Source organism: Spirillospora sp. CA-142024, from assembly GCF_050942325.1.
Classification (GTDB): Bacteria; Actinomycetota; Actinomycetes; order Streptosporangiales; family Streptosporangiaceae; genus Spirillospora.
In genome coordinates this window covers 9,042,450-9,058,251 of the sequence record NZ_CP192077.1, presented here as the reverse complement: position 1 = coordinate 9,058,251, position 15,802 = coordinate 9,042,450, and the positions used below count along the sequence as shown (strand labels likewise).

The following is a 15,802-nucleotide window of genomic DNA, read 5'->3' as shown; positions in this document are numbered from 1 at the left end:
GCTGTTCGCATGGCCGATCGCATGCACGGACGACCCGCGGCGCCGACGGAGACCACGATTTTGTCGGCGAACTGGGATTCGCGTGACCTGACGGGTGAGAATCACGAAAACGTCCTGTTCGTGGACGTGGACATGACCGAGGCCAGTGGCACCGGTGCCACGTTCAGGGACTGCACGTTCCGCGGTGTGCGTTTCAACGCGTCCAGTCACACAGACGCCGCGTTCCTGAACTGCACCTTCGTCCGATGCGTTTTCTTCGACGCCGCCTTCACGGGGTGCAAGTTCGTTGGCAGCCTGTTCGACGGCTGTACGCACGACCTCCTGAAGGTCAAGGACGGCGACTGGTCGTTCACGGGCCTGCCGGGGGCCGACCTGCGGCATGCGTCTTTCGTCGACGTGCGCATGCGCGAGGCCGACCTGACCGGTGCGAGGTGCGCCGGCGCTGAGCTGCGCCGCATCGACCTGTCGGGCGCGTCACTCCACAAAGCCGACTTCTCCGGCTGCGATCTGCGCGGAAGCGACCTCTCGGCGGTCGACCCGTTCACGGTCGAGCTGAGGGGTGCGGTGATCGATCCGTACCAGGCGGTGGTGCTTGCGACGACGCTGGGCCTCGACGTCCGCGAGTGAGCGGACGGGGCTTTCCGCGGGTGACACAAGCGAACGGCGCCCCTCTCCGGGACGCCGCCGCCAAGCACGTCACACCGGGTTACCAAGCGTGCACCTCAAATTCGTCGGATCGGGTCAAGCCCGTCTCGACGCGCCTCCCGCGGCTGGTCGCGCGTGGGTGCCCGGGTGCCGTGCTCGGACCTTTGGTCCGTACGACCTGTCTACGCCTCATTTGCCCTGTTGACAAGCCCCGATTGGGAAAACGCGCGGCATCGGCGGGCGCGGCGGCGGGTGGGGCGCCGGTGTCCACTGTGGGCAAGGTGGGATATTTAGGGCTATCCGTAACCTCGTCCGATACGCGAAATTGATCACTCAACGTGAGCGTTTCCTTTTGGACGCCGATCTCGCATGCAGCCGGAAAGATCTTTAGTTCTGCTGTACGCTCCCACTCCCGTCCCTATGCACTCCGTGTGCGCAGGAACGGGCGCCCTGTCGCGGGTGGGACGGCGCCTTCCAGGTACCGCCCAGGCGGAACGTCGCGGCCAGGTGAGAAAAATCGTCACCTGACGGGCGAGTTTGCCGCTCGACGGAACTCTCGACGATCGGGCAGCATATGTTGTATCCACCTAGACTGGAGTTGGTGAGTTTGCTTCTCCCATAGAGCGAACTTACATACGGCTTAGCCCGAACTCCCTGAGACTTTCTGGGAAAGCGGGCCGGCTCTACCCCCCCGGAGCCGGCCGCACGGCGACCCCCGCTCTCCCCCCCGGCGGGGGTCGCCCAAACGTGAAGCGGCCGGGCGGTGGCGCCCGCGGTGAACCCCCCCGCGCCACCGCCCGGCCCCTCCGACCGCCCTCGATGCGGCGTCGGGGCGGAAGTTATCCACAGTTGAGGGAATGTCTTCGCGCTCGTCACCGCGGGCCGCAAGGTGGGTGTCTCCGAACGTCGAAGGAGCATCCGATGAACCTCGCGGCACTGATCGTCACGGGCGACCCCGCCCTCGCCGACGGCCTGCTTCGCCTGGCGGCCGCCGCCGACGCACACGCCGAGGTCGCCTACGGCGCCGATGAGGCGAGACCCGCCTGGACGTGGCCGACCCTGATCCTGGTCGGTGCCGACGTCGCCGCGGACGTCGCGGCCGCCGGCCTCCAGCGCCGTCCCGGCGTCGTCCTCGTCACCGGCGACGGCGCCACCGCCGAGGCGTACCGGCTGGCGGTGGAAGCGGGCGCACAGGACGTCGCCGCGCTGCCCGACCACGAAGACTGGCTGATCAACGCGTTCGCCGCCGCCTGCGAACCCGAGGGCGGCTGGGCCACCACCCTCTGCGTCGTCGGCGCGCGTGGCGGCGCCGGAGCCAGCGTCCTCACGACGGCGCTCGGCCTCGCCTCGGCGAGGCAGGGCCTGCGCACGCTCCTGGTGGACGCCGACCCGTTCGGCGGAGGCGTCGACCTCATCCTCGGGCTGGAGTCGCACGAGGGCGTCCGCTGGCATGACCTCGCCGAACGCCGCGGCCGCCTCAGCACCGCCACCCTCCGCGAGAGCCTGCCCCGCGCCGGTGACCTTTCCGTCCTGTCCTGGCGGCGCGGTGAACCGGTCCCGGTCTCCGAGGCGGCCGTCCGGGCGCTGTTCGACGCCGCCGTCCGCGGGTTCGACCTGGTCATCGTGGACGTCCCCCGCTACCCGGGGGACGTCGGCCGCGCGGCCCTGCGCTCCGCCGACGTGACGTTCCTGCTCGTCCCGGCCGAGGTCCGCGCCACCGTGGCGGCCGACGGCCTCGCCGCCGCCCTCCGCCGCGACACCGCCGACCTGCGCCTCGTCGTCCAGGGCCCGGCCCCGGGCGGCCTCACGCCGGACGCGGTGGCGGCCGCCCTCGACCTGCCGTCCGCCGGCACCTTCGACCGCGACCGCCGCCTCCCCGTCGCCATGGACGAGGGCGACCTCGAACGCGCGTGCCGCCGCGGCCCCCTGACCGACTTCTGCACCGCCGTCCTGGCCGACCTGGCCCTCCAGCCCTACGCCTACCGAGAGGCCGCCTGATGCGCGCGGTGAGTGGAGTGCGGGCGCCTCGGGAGGCGCTCCCCTCGTGGGAACGGTACGGCCGGACAGGGGGACGGCATGAGCGGGCTCTCTGATGCGGTACGGGATCGGCTCGCCCACAGCGGTGGCGAGGCGACGATGGGCCGGGTCGCGGCGGCGTTGCGTGCGGAAGAACGGCTCCTCGGCGACCGCGAAGTGTTGTCCCTGGCGGACGAGTTACGCGCCGAGTTCGTGGGCGCCGGGCCGCTGGAGCCGCTGCTGCGTTCCCCGGACGTCACCGACGTCCTCGTGAACGGCGCGGACGAGGTCTGGATCGACACGGGCTCCGGCCTCGTCCGCACCTCGGTGCGCTTCCCGGACGAGGCGGCCGTCCGCCGCCTGGCCCAGCGCCTCACGGCGGCCGCCGGCCGCCGGCTCGACGACGCCTCCCCGTACGCGGACGCCCGCCTGCCGGGCGGGGTGCGGCTGCACGCCGTCCTGCCGCCGGTGGCCGCGACCGGCACCTGCCTGTCCCTCCGGCTCCCCCGGCGCCGCGCCTTCACGCTGGACGAGCTGGTCACCGAGCGCACCGTCCCGCCAGAGGGCGCCGAACTGCTCGCCGCGCTGATCGAGTCCCGAGCGGCCTTCCTGGTCACCGGCGGTACCGGATCAGGCAAGACGACCTTGCTGAGCGGCCTGCTGTCCCTGGTGGACCCGGCTGAGCGTCTGCTCCTCGTCGAGGACTCGGCCGAGCTGAAACCGTCCCACCCCCACGTGGTGCGGTTGGAGGCCCGCCCGCCCAACATGGAGGGCGCCGGGGGCGTGACCTTGAACGACCTCGTCCGCCAGGCGCTCCGCATGCGCCCTGACCGATTGGTCGTAGGCGAGGTGAGGGGTCCGGAGGTAGTCGTCCTGCTGCAGGCGCTCAACACGGGCCACGAGGGTGGTTGCGGCACCCTTCACGCCAACACGGCCGCGGACGTCCCCGCGCGACTCGAAGCGCTGGCCTGCGCGGCGGGCCTGACCCGGGAGGCCGTGCACAGCCAGCTGGCCGCCGCCCTGGACATCGTCGTCCACCTGGTCCGGGATCCGGGCGGAGGCCGTCGCCGCGTCGCCGAGATCTGCCTGCTCCGGCGTGCTCCCGACGGACTGGTCGGCGTCGTCCCGGCCGTCTCGTTCACCGCGTCCGGCGAGGTCATCCCGGCCCCGGGCGCGGAGGCCCTCGCGGCCCGGCTGCGAGGCAGCCCATGATCACCACACTCGCCGCCCTCTGCGCCGCGGCCGCCGTCTGGACGCTCCTGACGCCCCCTCCGGCAGCCCATCGCCTGGGCCGTCTGACCACCCGCCCGCCCACGGAGCCGCTCCCCTCCTTGCGCACGAGAGCCGAGGCCTTTCACGAACGCCGGACGCGTCCCCACCGCCGCCGGACCTCCGTCATCGAACTCTGCGACGCCATGGCCGCCGAACTGTCCGCCGGCCGGACGCCCGACGAGGCGTTCATCGCGGCCGCGGCGGTTCTCGACCCGCAGGTGTCGGAGGAACTGCTCAGCCTGCCCCGCCCACCTCCCGATCACCTGGAGGAGGCCGCCACACGGCCGGGCGCGGAGGGGCTCCGCCTCCTGGCGGCCTGCTGGCGCGTCGGGTCCGAACGCGGCGGCACCCTCGCCACCGTCCTGGACGGCCTGGCCGGCGCCTTGCGTGACGAAGAGGCCCAACGCCAGGACGTGGCCGTCCAACTGGCCGGCCCTCGCGCGACCGCCCGCCTGCTGGCCGCGCTGCCTCTCCTGGGTCTCGCCATGGCGGCGGCCCTGGGCGCCCACCCCATCCCGTTCCTGTGCAGCACGGTCCCCGGCCTCGCCTGCCTGACCACGGGCGTGCTCCTCAACGCGGCCGGCCTCTACTGGACCCGTCACCTGGCCCGATCCGCCGAATCACCCCGCTGACCGCACCGGTTGCCGCGGTTGCACGCAGGACCGAGAGGGCTTCGGAAGGCGACCGAAGCAGGAAGGAGACGAAGTGACGACCGTGCTGACGGCCATGCTCTGCGCAGCGGCATCAGCCTTCCTCCTCCCGCGGGGGACGAACCCCGCCGCGCAGAGGTTGGCCGTCCAGTTCCGAGGGAGGCACGCGGCCCCGAGGCGCTCACCTGTAAAGGGCAGCGCCCATCGGGGAGGGACGGCGAGTCACATGGACACGGCGAAGGAGCGAGCCGGCCCGTCACAGGCGACACGGCGCGATGTCCTCTTCCGGAGGACGGCGGCGGGCATGGCAGGTGTGCTGTGCATAGTGACGGTGGGCGGACCGACCGGCGGCGTGGTCGGCGTCCTGGCCGCGGGGGCCGTCTGGTGGTCCTTCAGCCGCATCGGAAGCGGGGAGCGCCGCAGCAGACAGGCACGGCTCATCGCCGACCTTCCCGTCGCGGTGGATCTCCTCGCCGCCTGCCTGCGTGGCGGCGCCCCCTGGCACGAGGCGGTCCTGGCGGTCGCGGACGCGGTGGGCGGCCCGCTCGGGGACGAGCTTCGGGCGGTTTCCGTCCAGATCCGCTTGGGGGCGGATCCAGCGGACGCCTGGCTCGCCCTCGCGAAGGAGCCGATGCTCGCGCCCCTGGCCCGGGCGGCCGTCAGGGCGGCGTCCACGGGCGCGTCACTCGCCCCTTCCCTCAGCCGCCTCGCACGCGACCAGCGCCGGGTCGCCCGCTCGGCCGCCGCCGCCAGAGCCCGGTCGGCGGGCATCCGGGCGCTCGCCCCGCTCGGCCTGTGCTTCCTGCCCGCCTTCGTCCTGCTCGGCGTCGTCCCCGCCATCGCAGGCATCGCCTCGACGATCCTCCTGCCCTGACGACAATCCTCCTGCCCTGTTGACATCCCCCCTCGTGAACGAGGGGTTCCAACAGCACCTACCCCGTGAGGGCCAGGTCGTGCTGGGGTTCACGGTTCGCGGGCCTGCCTAATGGCGGGCCTCCCCGTGCAGCGACCGCATGCCCTGCGGCCGTATCACGAATATTGCAGGCCGCGTTCACGTCGGCGTTGACCCGGAACCCGCAGGCGACGCACGAGAAGACCGCTTGGCTCTTGCGGCTCTCCCCGGCGACATGCCCGCAGGCGCTACAGGTCCGCGAGGTGTTACGCGGATCGATCTTGATGACGCGCCCAGGCGCCTTGTGCTCCAGCCGGATCACCAGCGCACCCCAGCCAGCGGCCAGGATGCCCCGGTTCAGCCCCGCCTTCTGCCGTACGCGGCGGCCCGGCGCCTCCACCGTGCCCCGCGCCGATCGCGTCATGCCCTTGATATTGAGATCCTCAACCGCGATCACATCGAACCGGCGGGCCAGATCGGTGGAGGTCTTCTCGATCCAGTCATTGCGCCGGTCGGTCTCGCGAGCCCGCAACCGGGCGATCGCGGCCTTGACCCGGGCCCGCCGCCTCGAGCCACGCTTGGCGCGGGCGAGTCTGCGCAGCAGCCGCGCAAGCCGCGCCTTCTCGCCCTCCCGCAGCCCGGAGACGTGCAGCAGGTCACCGGTCGACAACGCCGCGGCCACGGCCACACCACGGTCCACCCCCACCACCTCACCCGTACCCGGCGCGGGAATCGGGTCCGGGATCGCGGCGAACGCGACATGCCAGCGTCCGGCCCGGTCACGGGTGATCCGGTAGGACTTGGCGGTGTCGGGGACGGGCCGGGACCAGCCGAACCGCACCCACCCCACCTTGGGCACCTTCACCTGGCCCACCCGGCGGGACACCCGCCGCACGTCGCCGGGTTTGACCGCCACGATCCGGAACCCTTCATGGCGTCCGGCCTTGCGCCAGGTGGGGCGGCTGTGGGTACCGGCGAAGAAGCCCGCCATGGCTTGGTGGAAGTCCTTGAGCCCCTGCTGCTGCACCGTCACCGACCCAGCCCGCAACCAGGCGAACTCCGCCCTGGCCTGGGTGAGTTGGCGGCACTGCTCGGCGAACCCCGGCGCCGACCCGCGCCCCGGCCGCCACCAAGCGTGCTGCTCCACCGCCAGGTTCCAGACGAACCGGGCGTGCCCGCAATGCTCCAGCAACGCCTGCTGCTGCACGGGCGACGGCTGCAGACGGTAGCGAGTCATGCCCGGAAAGCTACCGGCCACCACCGACTAAACGCGGAGAGCGCATAGCAGGACTGTGCTGAGCCTCCTCCCGGCCCTGAAGGACGTGGCCTCCACGTTGGGGGCAACAGGTGAAGTGCTTTCCTCGTTCCGGATCATGCGGCTTCTGCACGAGTCGGCTACGCAGGCCCGGCGCCCCAGGAACTGTCCGACGACGCGCCCCGTGCTTTATCGGCTGGTGCCCGCAGCGGCGGGCGGGATGGACGAGGGGGTGGCCGTGTGGGATCTGCCCTTGGGCGCGGAATTGGGGTCGTTGGACACCGACGAGAAGTCCGTGCTGGCCGTCTCGCTGGCGCGGCTTACGGGTGACGCGATCACGGTGGCGGGCGTCAAGCTCGCGGGAGACCCGATCGTGGTGGCAGGGGTCGAGGACGAGATCCTTGTGTGGGGCTTGGCCGACGAGCACGGGGACGACCCCGTTCAGGACCCGCTGACCGGTCACGAGGATGTCGTCGTCGCCCTGGACACGGCCGTGATCGGCGATCGTGTCCTGGCAGTGAGCGGGGGCGACGACGCAACGGTGCGCCTTTGGGACCTGGCGACCGGCACACAACTCGGCGAGCCGCTGATCGGCCATGGCGGAAGCGTCGAGACGGTCCGGACCGCCGTCCTCGACGGCCGCCTTGTCGCCCTGAGCGCGGGCAGGGACAGCCGCATCAACATCTGGGACCTTCAAGCCATAGCGCGATAGCGGGCACACATGGACCTGCGCTCGGCCTCCAGCCGATCACCGGACCGAACGGTCTCGGCCGCGACGACCGCGGACCCGGTGTCTGCGCTGAGCCGACTGCACAGGCCGAGCGCCTCAAACACCGTTCGACGATGCCCCCGCGCTTCTTGCGCGGGCGCTCCCCGGCCACACTGACCGCCTCACCACAACCACGCCGCCCCCACCGACTACCGGCCTGGCCCCGTTCGCCGCAGGTCTGGGGACCTGGACGCGGTGCTCCCGGCTCATCCGCCCACGGCATGATCCTTTCGAGCGCCTGCTCGCCGGGATCGCGCCAACGTCCATCGCTCAGCATCGCCAGCAGCAGGGGCGGCTGGGGAGGTCCCCGGACGCTCCTCGGCGCTTCGGGGCTCGGCTGGTCCACGAAGCGCATCCTGCCAACCCAATGCCCGCATATGTCACGGAACGTGGGCCAGGTTCCGGAAACAACGCCTAGGACCGGGAACCGCGCGTGGAAGCCAGCCTGTTCGCGCCCTGTCGGGCGGCGCTGAATCCCGGAGGTTATCCACAGAACGGGGTTCGCCTGTCGCCCGGACTGCCCTCACAGCAGCCTTGGAGAGAGCCACGAGCGAAAGGAGCTCTCGATGAGGGCGATGAAGATGGTGGTGCGGCGATGGTCCGGGACGTGCAGAGATCGCGGGATGTCCACCGCCGAGTACGTGGTCGGCACCATCGCCGCGGCGGCCTTCGCCGGCCTGCTGTTCAAGATCGTGACCAGCTCGCAGGTCAGGTCGCTGCTCTTACAGATCATCGAGAAGGCCCTCAAGCTGGCCGGCTGAGGGACCGCGGGATGGCCACGGCGGAGATCGCCGTGGCCCTCCCCGCCCTGGTGCTGATCACCGCGATGGCGCTCTGGGGCGTGACGGTCGCCTCCGTCCAGCTCACCTGCACTGACGCCGCCTGGACCGGCGCCCGCGCGGCGGCCAGGGGCGAGTCGCTCGCCGCAGTACGCGATCTCGTGGTGAAGGCCGTGCCGCAGGGGTCGAGCGTCCAGGTCCGTCGTGACGAGGCCGTCGTCTACGTGGACATCTCCGCCCCTGTCCGGCCTCCTGCGGCGATCGGCTTGCCGCCTCTGACCGTCCACGCCCACGTCGCCGCACCTACAGAACCAGGAGCCCCACCCAACGCCCGCTGAGCACCCCTGCCCCGCTCGCCATCAATACCTGCGGACCTCTTCGAGCAGCGCGGGACGCATGGCGCCACACCATCCTCCAGGTCCAGCGGAAACGCATCGACCGACAACCCGGCTCACCGACTGGGCCCCTTGGAGATCTGCGGCCGGGCGCTGTGTGCGGCCCGCAGGCCGAGGGTGCCTGCGCGGTTGGTGGGGCTGCGGGCTGTAGGGGCTGCGGGCTGTAGGGGCTGCGGGGCTGTAGGGGTTGCGGGGCTGTAGGGCGGCGCGGTGTGCAGGCGGCGCGGTGTGTGGTGTGCGTTGTGTGGTCCATGCGTTGTGCGGTGCCTTTGTGAGGCGCCGCCTGTGGTGTGCGGTCTGCGCGGTCGTCTGCGTGATCTGCGCTCTGTGGGTCGGCGTCTGCGGGGCAGGCGATGTGCGGGGTGTGGCGACGCCGGTCGCGCGGCGCCAGGCCTGCGAGCTCGCGGGCCTGGCTCCGTGGTTGGAGCTGCGCCGGGCGGCGCGTGGTGCGACGGTCCGCGGGGTCTTTGTGTGCGGCGTGCGGTCTGCGTGGTTGTGGAGTCGTGGTGTGGTGATTCGTCGGTCTGTAGTGGGGTGGGTGGTCGTGCGGGGGTTCGGGGCGGATCGAGGTTCGGGGACGGTTTGGGTGGTGGCGTTCTCCGCGGTCATTTGGGTGGTCGGAGTCGCAGCGATCATGGTGGGCGGGGTGCGAGGCGCGCGGCATCGGGGGGACGCCGCTGCCGACATGGCGGCGCTTGCGGGGGCGGCGCGGGTCGCGGACGGGGGCGGGGCCGCGTGCGAGAGGGCGAAGAAGATCGCGGTCGAGTCCGGGGCGCGGGTGTCGCGGTGCCGGGTGCAGGGAGACGAGGTCGAGGTCTCGGTGACCGTCGAGCTCAAGGTGCCGATGGGGATGGGTGCCATGCGAGTCGTGTCACGGGCCAGGGCTGGCCCCGTGGGACGGGTCGGCGTAACCTGGCGCGACGTACCTCGTTGCACTGAGTGTCAATAGGTGGGAGGGCCGCGGAGAATGAAAACACGTTCCTCTTTGTCATCCTCCTGTGACTTTTGCTACCCGGTGGTACGTTACGCTGCCGTAAGCCCGTAGTTATCACCGGACGCGGTGTCCCCGCGAGGCCCTCCGCGGGACGGGACGAGCAGGCGCTGTCGAAGGGATTGAGGCCGTGACCATGCTTCGCAGGATCGGTGCAGTCGCGCTCGCGGCCCCCCTTGCGATGAGCTTCCCGGTACTCGCCGCCCTGCCCGCGCAGGCCGCCTCGACCAGCGTCATCACCCCGGCGGACGGTGCGGTCGTCACCAGCGGTTCCGAGCTGACCGCCAAGGCTCACTTCGACTTCGCGATCAGCATGCAGCTCCGGGTGAACGGCCCCGGGATAGGTGACACGTTCCTCCAGGAGAAGGGCCTCTCCGGGGACATGTCCGGAACCTTCTCGATCAGCCGGAACGGCCGCTACAAGGTCTATCTGAAGGGCAAGCAGACCGGCAACATCTACGACTCCAACAGCTTCACCGTGCGCATCGCGCCGGCGGCCCCCACGGGCGTGTCCGCGACCGCGTCCGGCGGGAAGCTCGTCGTGAAGTGGAACCGCGGCCTTGAGGACGACCTCACCGGCTACACCCTCGCGGGCTCGGGCGTGAAGTCCAAGTCCGGTTCGCTGAACTCGCTCTGCCAGGGGACGAGCTGCTCCACGACCTTGTCGTTGACCCGGTCCACCGGCGCGGTCTCCGTGGGCGTCCGGGCGAAGCGTTCCACGGGCACCGGTGGATCGCTGTACTCCGGCACCTCTTCGGCCACCACGTCGCTGGGGGGCGGGTCAGGGTCGGTCCCGGGCGGCTCGGTGCCGTCCCTCCCCTCCGGGTCACAGGTTCCGGGCACCGGGACACCGCTGACTCCGTTCAACAATGACTCGCCGGTCACCCTGCCATCCGTCCAGCCGGACGGTGCGACGCCCGGGTTCACCTACCCCGCGCCGCAGATCGCCACCGACTCGCCGAGGGCCCAGAACGTCGCGGCGACCGACCGGCTCCAGTGGGGCAAGAGCGTGGGCATCGCGATGGTGCTGCTGATCGTCGCCGCGCATCTCGGAACCTGGACGCGGCGGCTGCGCGTCGCCCAGGCGGGGGCGAGCACCAAGGGCATGGCGGCCCGGATCGCGCGCGGCGGCACCGGCCGGAAGCGGGTCAAGAACGCACGCGAGCAGATCGCCCGCGCCGAGGCGCGCGCCAAGACCGCCCCGGTCGTCGCGGCCGGAGCCAAGAAGGCGCGGCCGTCCAAGAGCGCCGGAGGCACCGCGGTCATCGATCCGCAGGGGCAGAGGACGAGGGCGGGACGCCGTCCGGCGACCCTCGGCAAGCGTTCCGGCGGCGTGAGCGTTCGCATCGCCAAGCCCGCCGCCGGCACCAAGCCAAAGCGCGGCGGCGGCCGCCGCCGCAAGTGACCGCGCCGTCGCCTCCGTCTTGCCTGTGCGCGTGACGCGTCACGCGTCGCGCGTGACGCGTCACGCGTATCGCGGGTTACGTGGCTCCCGCGTCGGCGGGGTTGAACTGGGCGCATGCGGCGAGCATTGGGCGTATCCACCGGCCTGGTTCCGTGAGTGGGCCGTGACGGCAATGACGGCCGTACCCACCGGAAGGCAGGCGCGAGGTGTTGCCCCTGCAAGCCACTTTCTGTGATGTGACGGTGGCGGCCTCCACATCGCCTTGAGCCGGTGCCGCAGCGTCCGCACCTGTTCGCGGCGCCGGTAGCTGACAGCATCCGGCTGGGAGATCCGGGCTCCGGCATGGAGCGGGTGGTGGAGGCGGCGCTGGCCCAACCGCGCTGCTGGCTGAGTTTCGCCGCATGGGGTGGCCGGGTGACGTGGTGTCGGCATGGACCACATGAAGTCTCGACGCTCTCTCCACAGGAACTCCAAAAGCGCGCAATTGGCTGTGGGCATGAGTGAGCCCGACAACCTGTTCCGTCCTGATCCGATCGTCTATCTCGACCAGGTCGCCGCGAGCGCGCCGGGTCGCGCCTATAAGCGGCACGCGCTGGAGCTGCTGGACCTCAGGCCGGGGCATACCGTCCTCGACATCGGATGCGGACCGGGAACGGACCTCGCCGCGATGGCGGCGGCCGTCACGCCGAACGGAAGAGTCATCGGCGTCGACCGGGATCCGGCGATGATCGCGGAGGCCCGTGTCCGTTCGGCGGGCCGGCCCTTGGTCGACGTTCGCCCCGGCGGCATTCACGCGCTGCCGCTGGACGACGGCAGCGTCGATCGGGCCTGCACCGACGGTGTGCTGCAGCATGCGGCCGACCCGTCCCGGGTGCTGGAGGAGTTTCGCCGGGTGGCCCGCCCCGGTGGACGGATCGTCATGGCCGAGCCTGACTGGGACGGCCTGCTGATCGACTCCCCGGATCCGGCCATCAGCCGCGGGCTGACCCGCCTCATCACCACGGAGATCGTCCGCAACGCGACCATCGGACGCAGCCTTGCGCGGCTGTGCCTGGAAGCGGGCCTCAGCGTGCGGTCCGTGGTGACCGCCGCGCCGGTGTTCCAGGACTTCGACACCGCTGATCAGCTCTTTGGGCTGCGCCGCAACGTCGCCCGGGCCATCGACGCCGGTCACCTCGACGGCGGCGCCCGGGAATGGATCGAGGAGGCCGGCTCCCAGCCGTTCCTCGCCACGGCTCTCGCCGACCCGGTGCGCCGCTACATGCTCCCGGTGTTCCGGGTCGGCAGCGGTGTCCTCGACGAGGCCGAGGCGGCAGAGTCAGCCTGCGCGACTCCGAAGTGGAGGCCGATGCCCTAGCGCCGCCCCGCACGCCGCGCGGGTCCGATCCACGGTATTCCCTGGCCGGGGGCGGTCACGTTGATGGCCGGGCGCCTCGCCCGCCGGCCTCGCGGTCGAAAGATCTTCTGGTCGTGTCACAGGCGGCCGGGCTGTCTCGTCTCGGGTCCCGACGACGACACACCCTTCTAAGGCGAGGAGCCGACATGAGCGAGCAGAGCACACACCAGAAGGTCGCGCTGGTCACCGGGGCGAACAAGGGGATCGGCCGCGGGGCCGCCGAGCAACTCGCCGAGCTGGGCATGACGGTCTTCATCGGCGCCAGGGACCCGCGGCGCGGTGCGGAGGCTGCCGAGGCGCTGCGCGCGGCCGGCGGCGACGTGCACACGGTCACCCTTGACGTCACCGACCCGGCCACCGCCGGGGAGGCGGCGCGACGGATCGAGGAGCGATCCGGCCACCTCGACGTGCTGATCAACAACGCCGGCATCACCGGCTCCGGGCAGGTCTCCCCCCAGGACGCGCACGATCAGATCCCCAGTTCCGTCGACCTGGACATGGTCCGGGCCGTGTTCGAGACGAACGTCTTCGGTGTGATCGCGGTGACCAATGCCATGCTGCCGCTGTTGCGCCGGTCGTCGGCGCCGCGCATCGTCAACGTCAGCAGTCACGCCGGGTCACTGGCCCTCACCAGCGACCCGGACGGCCCCTTCGCAGCCCTGCTCCCGTCGGCGGCGTATACGCCGTCCAAGAGCGCGCTGAACGCGCTGACCGTGCAGTACGCCAATGAGCTGCGGAAGGACGGCATCCTCGTGAACGCCGTCGCCCCCGGCTATGTCGACACGGACAGCAACAACCACACCGGATTCCTCACGGTCGCGCAGGGCGCCGCGGTCCTGGTGCGCCTGGCCACACTCGGTGTGGACGGCCCGACCGCCGGATTCTTCAGCGAAGAAGGCCCGCTGCCCTGGTGATGACGGCCCCTGGGCCACGGCAGACGGACGGCGCGAACGGCCTCCGCGCGGGCCCCTGGTGGAAGGGGGCCGCACTTGCGACGGTCACGACGGCGTCCGTGGCCAGCCCCAGCCGCCGGGCCGACGAGGCAGCGCACACGCGATCGGGCGGCCCGGCGGCGCTCACGGGCGGCGGTCCACTGGTCAGGAACCGCGGCCAGCACGCCACCATCCCTTCGATGGCGGCGGGTGGCTCTTGGGGAGCGTGCGCTGGTCTTCGGCGGGGGCGAGTTGCCGTCATCGGCCTTTGGGGCGTCTGGCGGCGGACTGCGGTGTTCGGGCGGTGGGCGTCGGGCTCTGGGGGGTGGGCAGGGCAAGGGGTCATGGGGTGCGCGGTTTTGCTCGTGTGGTTCTGGTCGGGTGTCACAGATGGGCGGGCCGGATCGTCTCGGGTGTCAGAGACAGGTTCTGACCAGGAAGGTGATGGTTATGCGGGTATTCGTGGCAGGGGGGACCGGGGTTCTCGGGCGGCGGCTGGTGCCGCTGCTGGTGGAGCGCGGTCACGAGGTGACGGCCACGACGACGGGCGCGGGCAAGCTGGAAGCGCTGGCGCGGCTGGGCGCCGAGGCCGTGGTGATGGACGGGCTGGACGCGGAGTCGGTCGGTGAGGCGGTGGCCAGGGCCTGGCCGGACGTGATCGTGCACCAGATGACCGCGATATCGGAGGCGCACGCCGGCAAGCCCGACATGAAGCACATGGATCGCTGGTTCGCCGGGACCAACCGGCTGCGCACCGAGGGGACGGACCACCTGCTGGCCGCGGGCGAGGCGACCGGCGTGAACGGCTTCGTCGCGCAGGGTTACGCCTCCTGGAACGGTATTCGCGAGGGCGGCTGGGTGAAGACCGAGGAGGACCGGCTGGACCCGATGACGGGGACACCGGCGGAGCCCGGGATGGCGGCGCTCGGCCACGTCGAGGACGTGGTCGGCAAGGCGGGCGGTGCGGTCCTGCGGTACGGCTGGTTCTACGGGCCGGGCGCCACCGAGGGGCTCGTCGAGCCCGTTCGCAAGCGGCAGTTCCCCGTCGTCGGGGGCGGCGCGGGCCACTGCTCGTGGGTGCATCTCGACGACGCGGCGAGCGCGACCGTCCTGGCCGTGGAGCAGCGGGCGGAAGGGGTGTTCAACATCGTCGACGACGAGCCGGCCCCGGCGAGCGAGTGGCTGCCCTATCTCGCCGGGTGCGCGGGGGCGAAGCGGCCGATGCGGGTCCCCGCGTGGCTTGCCCGGCCCCTGGCCGGGGACGTGGCGGTGACGATGATGACCGAGGGGCGCGGCTTCTCCAACGCCAAGGCCAAGGCCGAGCTCGGCTGGCGGCTGCGCCATCCTTCGTGGCGGCAGGGCTTCAAGGAGGAACTGGCGTGAGCCGGGTCGAGGAGTTCGAGGAGCTGCGGCCGCTGCTGTTCTCGATCGCCTACCGGCTCCTCGGCAGCGTGAGCGAGGCCGAGGACGCGGTCCAGGAGACGTGGCTGCGCTACGAGAACTCCCCGACCCGGCCCGCCTCGGCCAAGGCGTTCCTGGCGGCCACCGTGAGCCGGATCTCGATCGACGTGCTGCGCTCGGCCCGCGTCCGGCGGGAGCGGTACGTGGGGCCGTGGTTCCCCGAACCGCTGCTGGCCGACCCCTACGAGGACCCGCAGCGCTCGGCGGAGCTGGCCGACTCGCTGTCGATGGCGGCCCTGCTGCTGCTCGAACGGCTCAGCCCGCTGGAACGCGCGGTGTTCGTGCTGCGGGAGGTGTTCGCCTTCGGCTTCCCCGAGATCGCCTCCGCCGTGGGACGTTCGGAGGCCGCGTGCCGCCAGCTCGCGGTGCGGGCGCGCCGCCACATGGACGCCGGCCGGCCCAGGTTCGAGGCCGGCCGGGCCGAGCGCGAGAAGCTCGCCGGGCGGTTCCTCGACGCCTTCCGTGACGGGGACGTCGACGGGCTGACCGGGCTGCTGGCCGCCGACGTCGAGATGATCGGCGACGGTGGCGGCAAGGCCCCGCAGTGGGCGGACCGTTTCATCGGCGCCGGGTACGTGGCGCGGGTGCTCGCCGCGTTCGTCCCGATGTTCGCCCGCATCGGGGCGGAGGTGGAGCCGCACCGGCTGAACGGCCAGCCGGGCGCGATCTTCCGCGACCGGGACGGCAGGGTCCTCAGCACCTGGACGTTCGACATCCTCGACGGCCGGATCCAGACGATCCGCACAGTGAACAACCCCGACAAACTCGGGCACGTGGGCCCCGTGGCCGACGTCTGGACGGCTTTCCGCGAAGCGAACAAGGCCCATCTGCGCACAGACTGACCACAAGAGCCGCCCCGGCGCGCAACGGTGGTTGTTTGTGCTGGTCGGTTGGGGTGGGCGTACCGTGGAGCCATGGTCGGGCGGGAGTGCCGGCCTGGTGCC

General features: G+C 71.6%; 15 protein-coding genes. 14 read left to right on the top strand and 1 reads right to left on the bottom strand.

Features of this window, described 5'->3' with window-relative positions; genetic code table 11:
- Window positions 1–9 precede the first annotated feature (9 nt).
- From ACQPZP_RS42935 to ACQPZP_RS42915, 5 genes are all read left to right on the top strand, one after another.
- Window positions 10–627: a pentapeptide repeat-containing protein gene (locus ACQPZP_RS42935; RefSeq protein WP_433475347.1), complete on the top strand. Its 618-nt coding sequence runs from the start codon at window positions 10–12 to the stop codon at window positions 625–627.
- 939 nt (window positions 628–1,566) lie between these two features.
- Window positions 1,567–2,643 carry a septum site-determining protein Ssd gene (gene ssd / locus ACQPZP_RS42930; protein ID WP_433475346.1) on the top strand — a complete coding sequence of 359 codons (1,077 nt, stop codon included), beginning with the start codon at window positions 1,567–1,569 and terminating at the stop codon, window positions 2,641–2,643.
- A gap of 78 nt (window positions 2,644–2,721) precedes the next feature.
- Window positions 2,722–3,873, top strand: coding sequence for a TadA family conjugal transfer-associated ATPase (locus ACQPZP_RS42925; RefSeq protein ID WP_433475345.1), 1,152 nt, complete (start codon window positions 2,722–2,724; stop codon window positions 3,871–3,873).
- Window positions 3,870–4,565 (top strand): type II secretion system F family protein, encoded by a 696-nt coding sequence (locus ACQPZP_RS42920; protein ID WP_433475344.1) that lies wholly within the window; start codon window positions 3,870–3,872, stop codon window positions 4,563–4,565. The genes ACQPZP_RS42925 and ACQPZP_RS42920 overlap by 4 nt, the downstream gene beginning before the upstream one ends.
- A 322-nt stretch (window positions 4,566–4,887) precedes the next feature.
- Entirely contained in the window at window positions 4,888–5,457 is a 570-nt protein-coding gene (locus ACQPZP_RS42915; protein ID WP_433475343.1) for a type II secretion system F family protein, read from the top strand.
- Window positions 5,458–5,515: 58 nt separating this feature from the next.
- Here the strand turns inward: ACQPZP_RS42915 and ACQPZP_RS42910 are convergent, their stop codons facing one another.
- Window positions 5,516–6,712, bottom strand: coding sequence for an RNA-guided endonuclease InsQ/TnpB family protein (locus ACQPZP_RS42910; RefSeq protein WP_433475342.1), 1,197 nt, complete (start codon window positions 6,710–6,712; stop codon window positions 5,516–5,518).
- 55 nt (window positions 6,713–6,767) lie between these two features.
- Here ACQPZP_RS42910 and ACQPZP_RS42905 point away from each other — a divergent pair, with 55 nt between their 5' ends.
- The 9 genes from ACQPZP_RS42905 to ACQPZP_RS42865 all read left to right on the top strand — a co-directional run bounded on the left by ACQPZP_RS42905 (window position 6,768) and on the right by ACQPZP_RS42865 (window position 15,700).
- Complete coding sequence (locus ACQPZP_RS42905) at window positions 6,768–7,442, top strand: hypothetical protein (RefSeq protein ID WP_433475341.1); 675 nt, start codon at window positions 6,768–6,770, stop codon at window positions 7,440–7,442.
- 623 nt (window positions 7,443–8,065) lie between these two features.
- Window positions 8,066–8,260, top strand: a complete 195-nt coding sequence (locus tag ACQPZP_RS42900) for a DUF4244 domain-containing protein (protein WP_433475340.1) — start codon at window positions 8,066–8,068, stop codon at window positions 8,258–8,260.
- 11 nt (window positions 8,261–8,271) lie between these two features.
- Window positions 8,272–8,616 carry a TadE family type IV pilus minor pilin gene (locus ACQPZP_RS42895; protein WP_433475339.1) on the top strand — a complete coding sequence of 115 codons (345 nt, stop codon included), beginning with the start codon at window positions 8,272–8,274 and terminating at the stop codon, window positions 8,614–8,616.
- 283 nt (window positions 8,617–8,899) lie between these two features.
- Window positions 8,900–9,622: an Rv3654c family TadE-like protein gene (locus ACQPZP_RS42890; RefSeq protein ID WP_433475338.1), complete on the top strand. Its 723-nt coding sequence runs from the start codon at window positions 8,900–8,902 to the stop codon at window positions 9,620–9,622.
- Window positions 9,623–9,794: 172 nt separating this feature from the next.
- A complete protein-coding gene (locus ACQPZP_RS42885) occupies window positions 9,795–11,069 on the top strand; it encodes a hypothetical protein (protein WP_433475337.1) in 1,275 nt (424 codons plus the stop codon).
- Window positions 11,070–11,565: 496 nt separating this feature from the next.
- Window positions 11,566–12,426 carry a methyltransferase domain-containing protein gene (locus tag ACQPZP_RS42880; RefSeq protein ID WP_433475336.1) on the top strand — a complete coding sequence of 287 codons (861 nt, stop codon included), beginning with the start codon at window positions 11,566–11,568 and terminating at the stop codon, window positions 12,424–12,426.
- A 185-nt stretch (window positions 12,427–12,611) separates the two neighbouring features.
- On the top strand, window positions 12,612–13,379 hold the full coding sequence (locus tag ACQPZP_RS42875; protein ID WP_433475335.1) for an SDR family NAD(P)-dependent oxidoreductase: 768 nt from the start codon (window positions 12,612–12,614) through the stop codon (window positions 13,377–13,379).
- Window positions 13,380–13,847: 468 nt separating this feature from the next.
- Window positions 13,848–14,780 (top strand): NAD-dependent epimerase/dehydratase family protein, encoded by a 933-nt coding sequence (locus ACQPZP_RS42870; protein ID WP_433475334.1) that lies wholly within the window; start codon window positions 13,848–13,850, stop codon window positions 14,778–14,780.
- Complete coding sequence (locus tag ACQPZP_RS42865) at window positions 14,777–15,700, top strand: RNA polymerase sigma-70 factor (protein ID WP_433475333.1); 924 nt, start codon at window positions 14,777–14,779, stop codon at window positions 15,698–15,700. Before ACQPZP_RS42870 ends, ACQPZP_RS42865 begins: the two co-directional genes overlap by 4 nt.
- Window positions 15,701–15,802 lie beyond the last annotated feature (102 nt).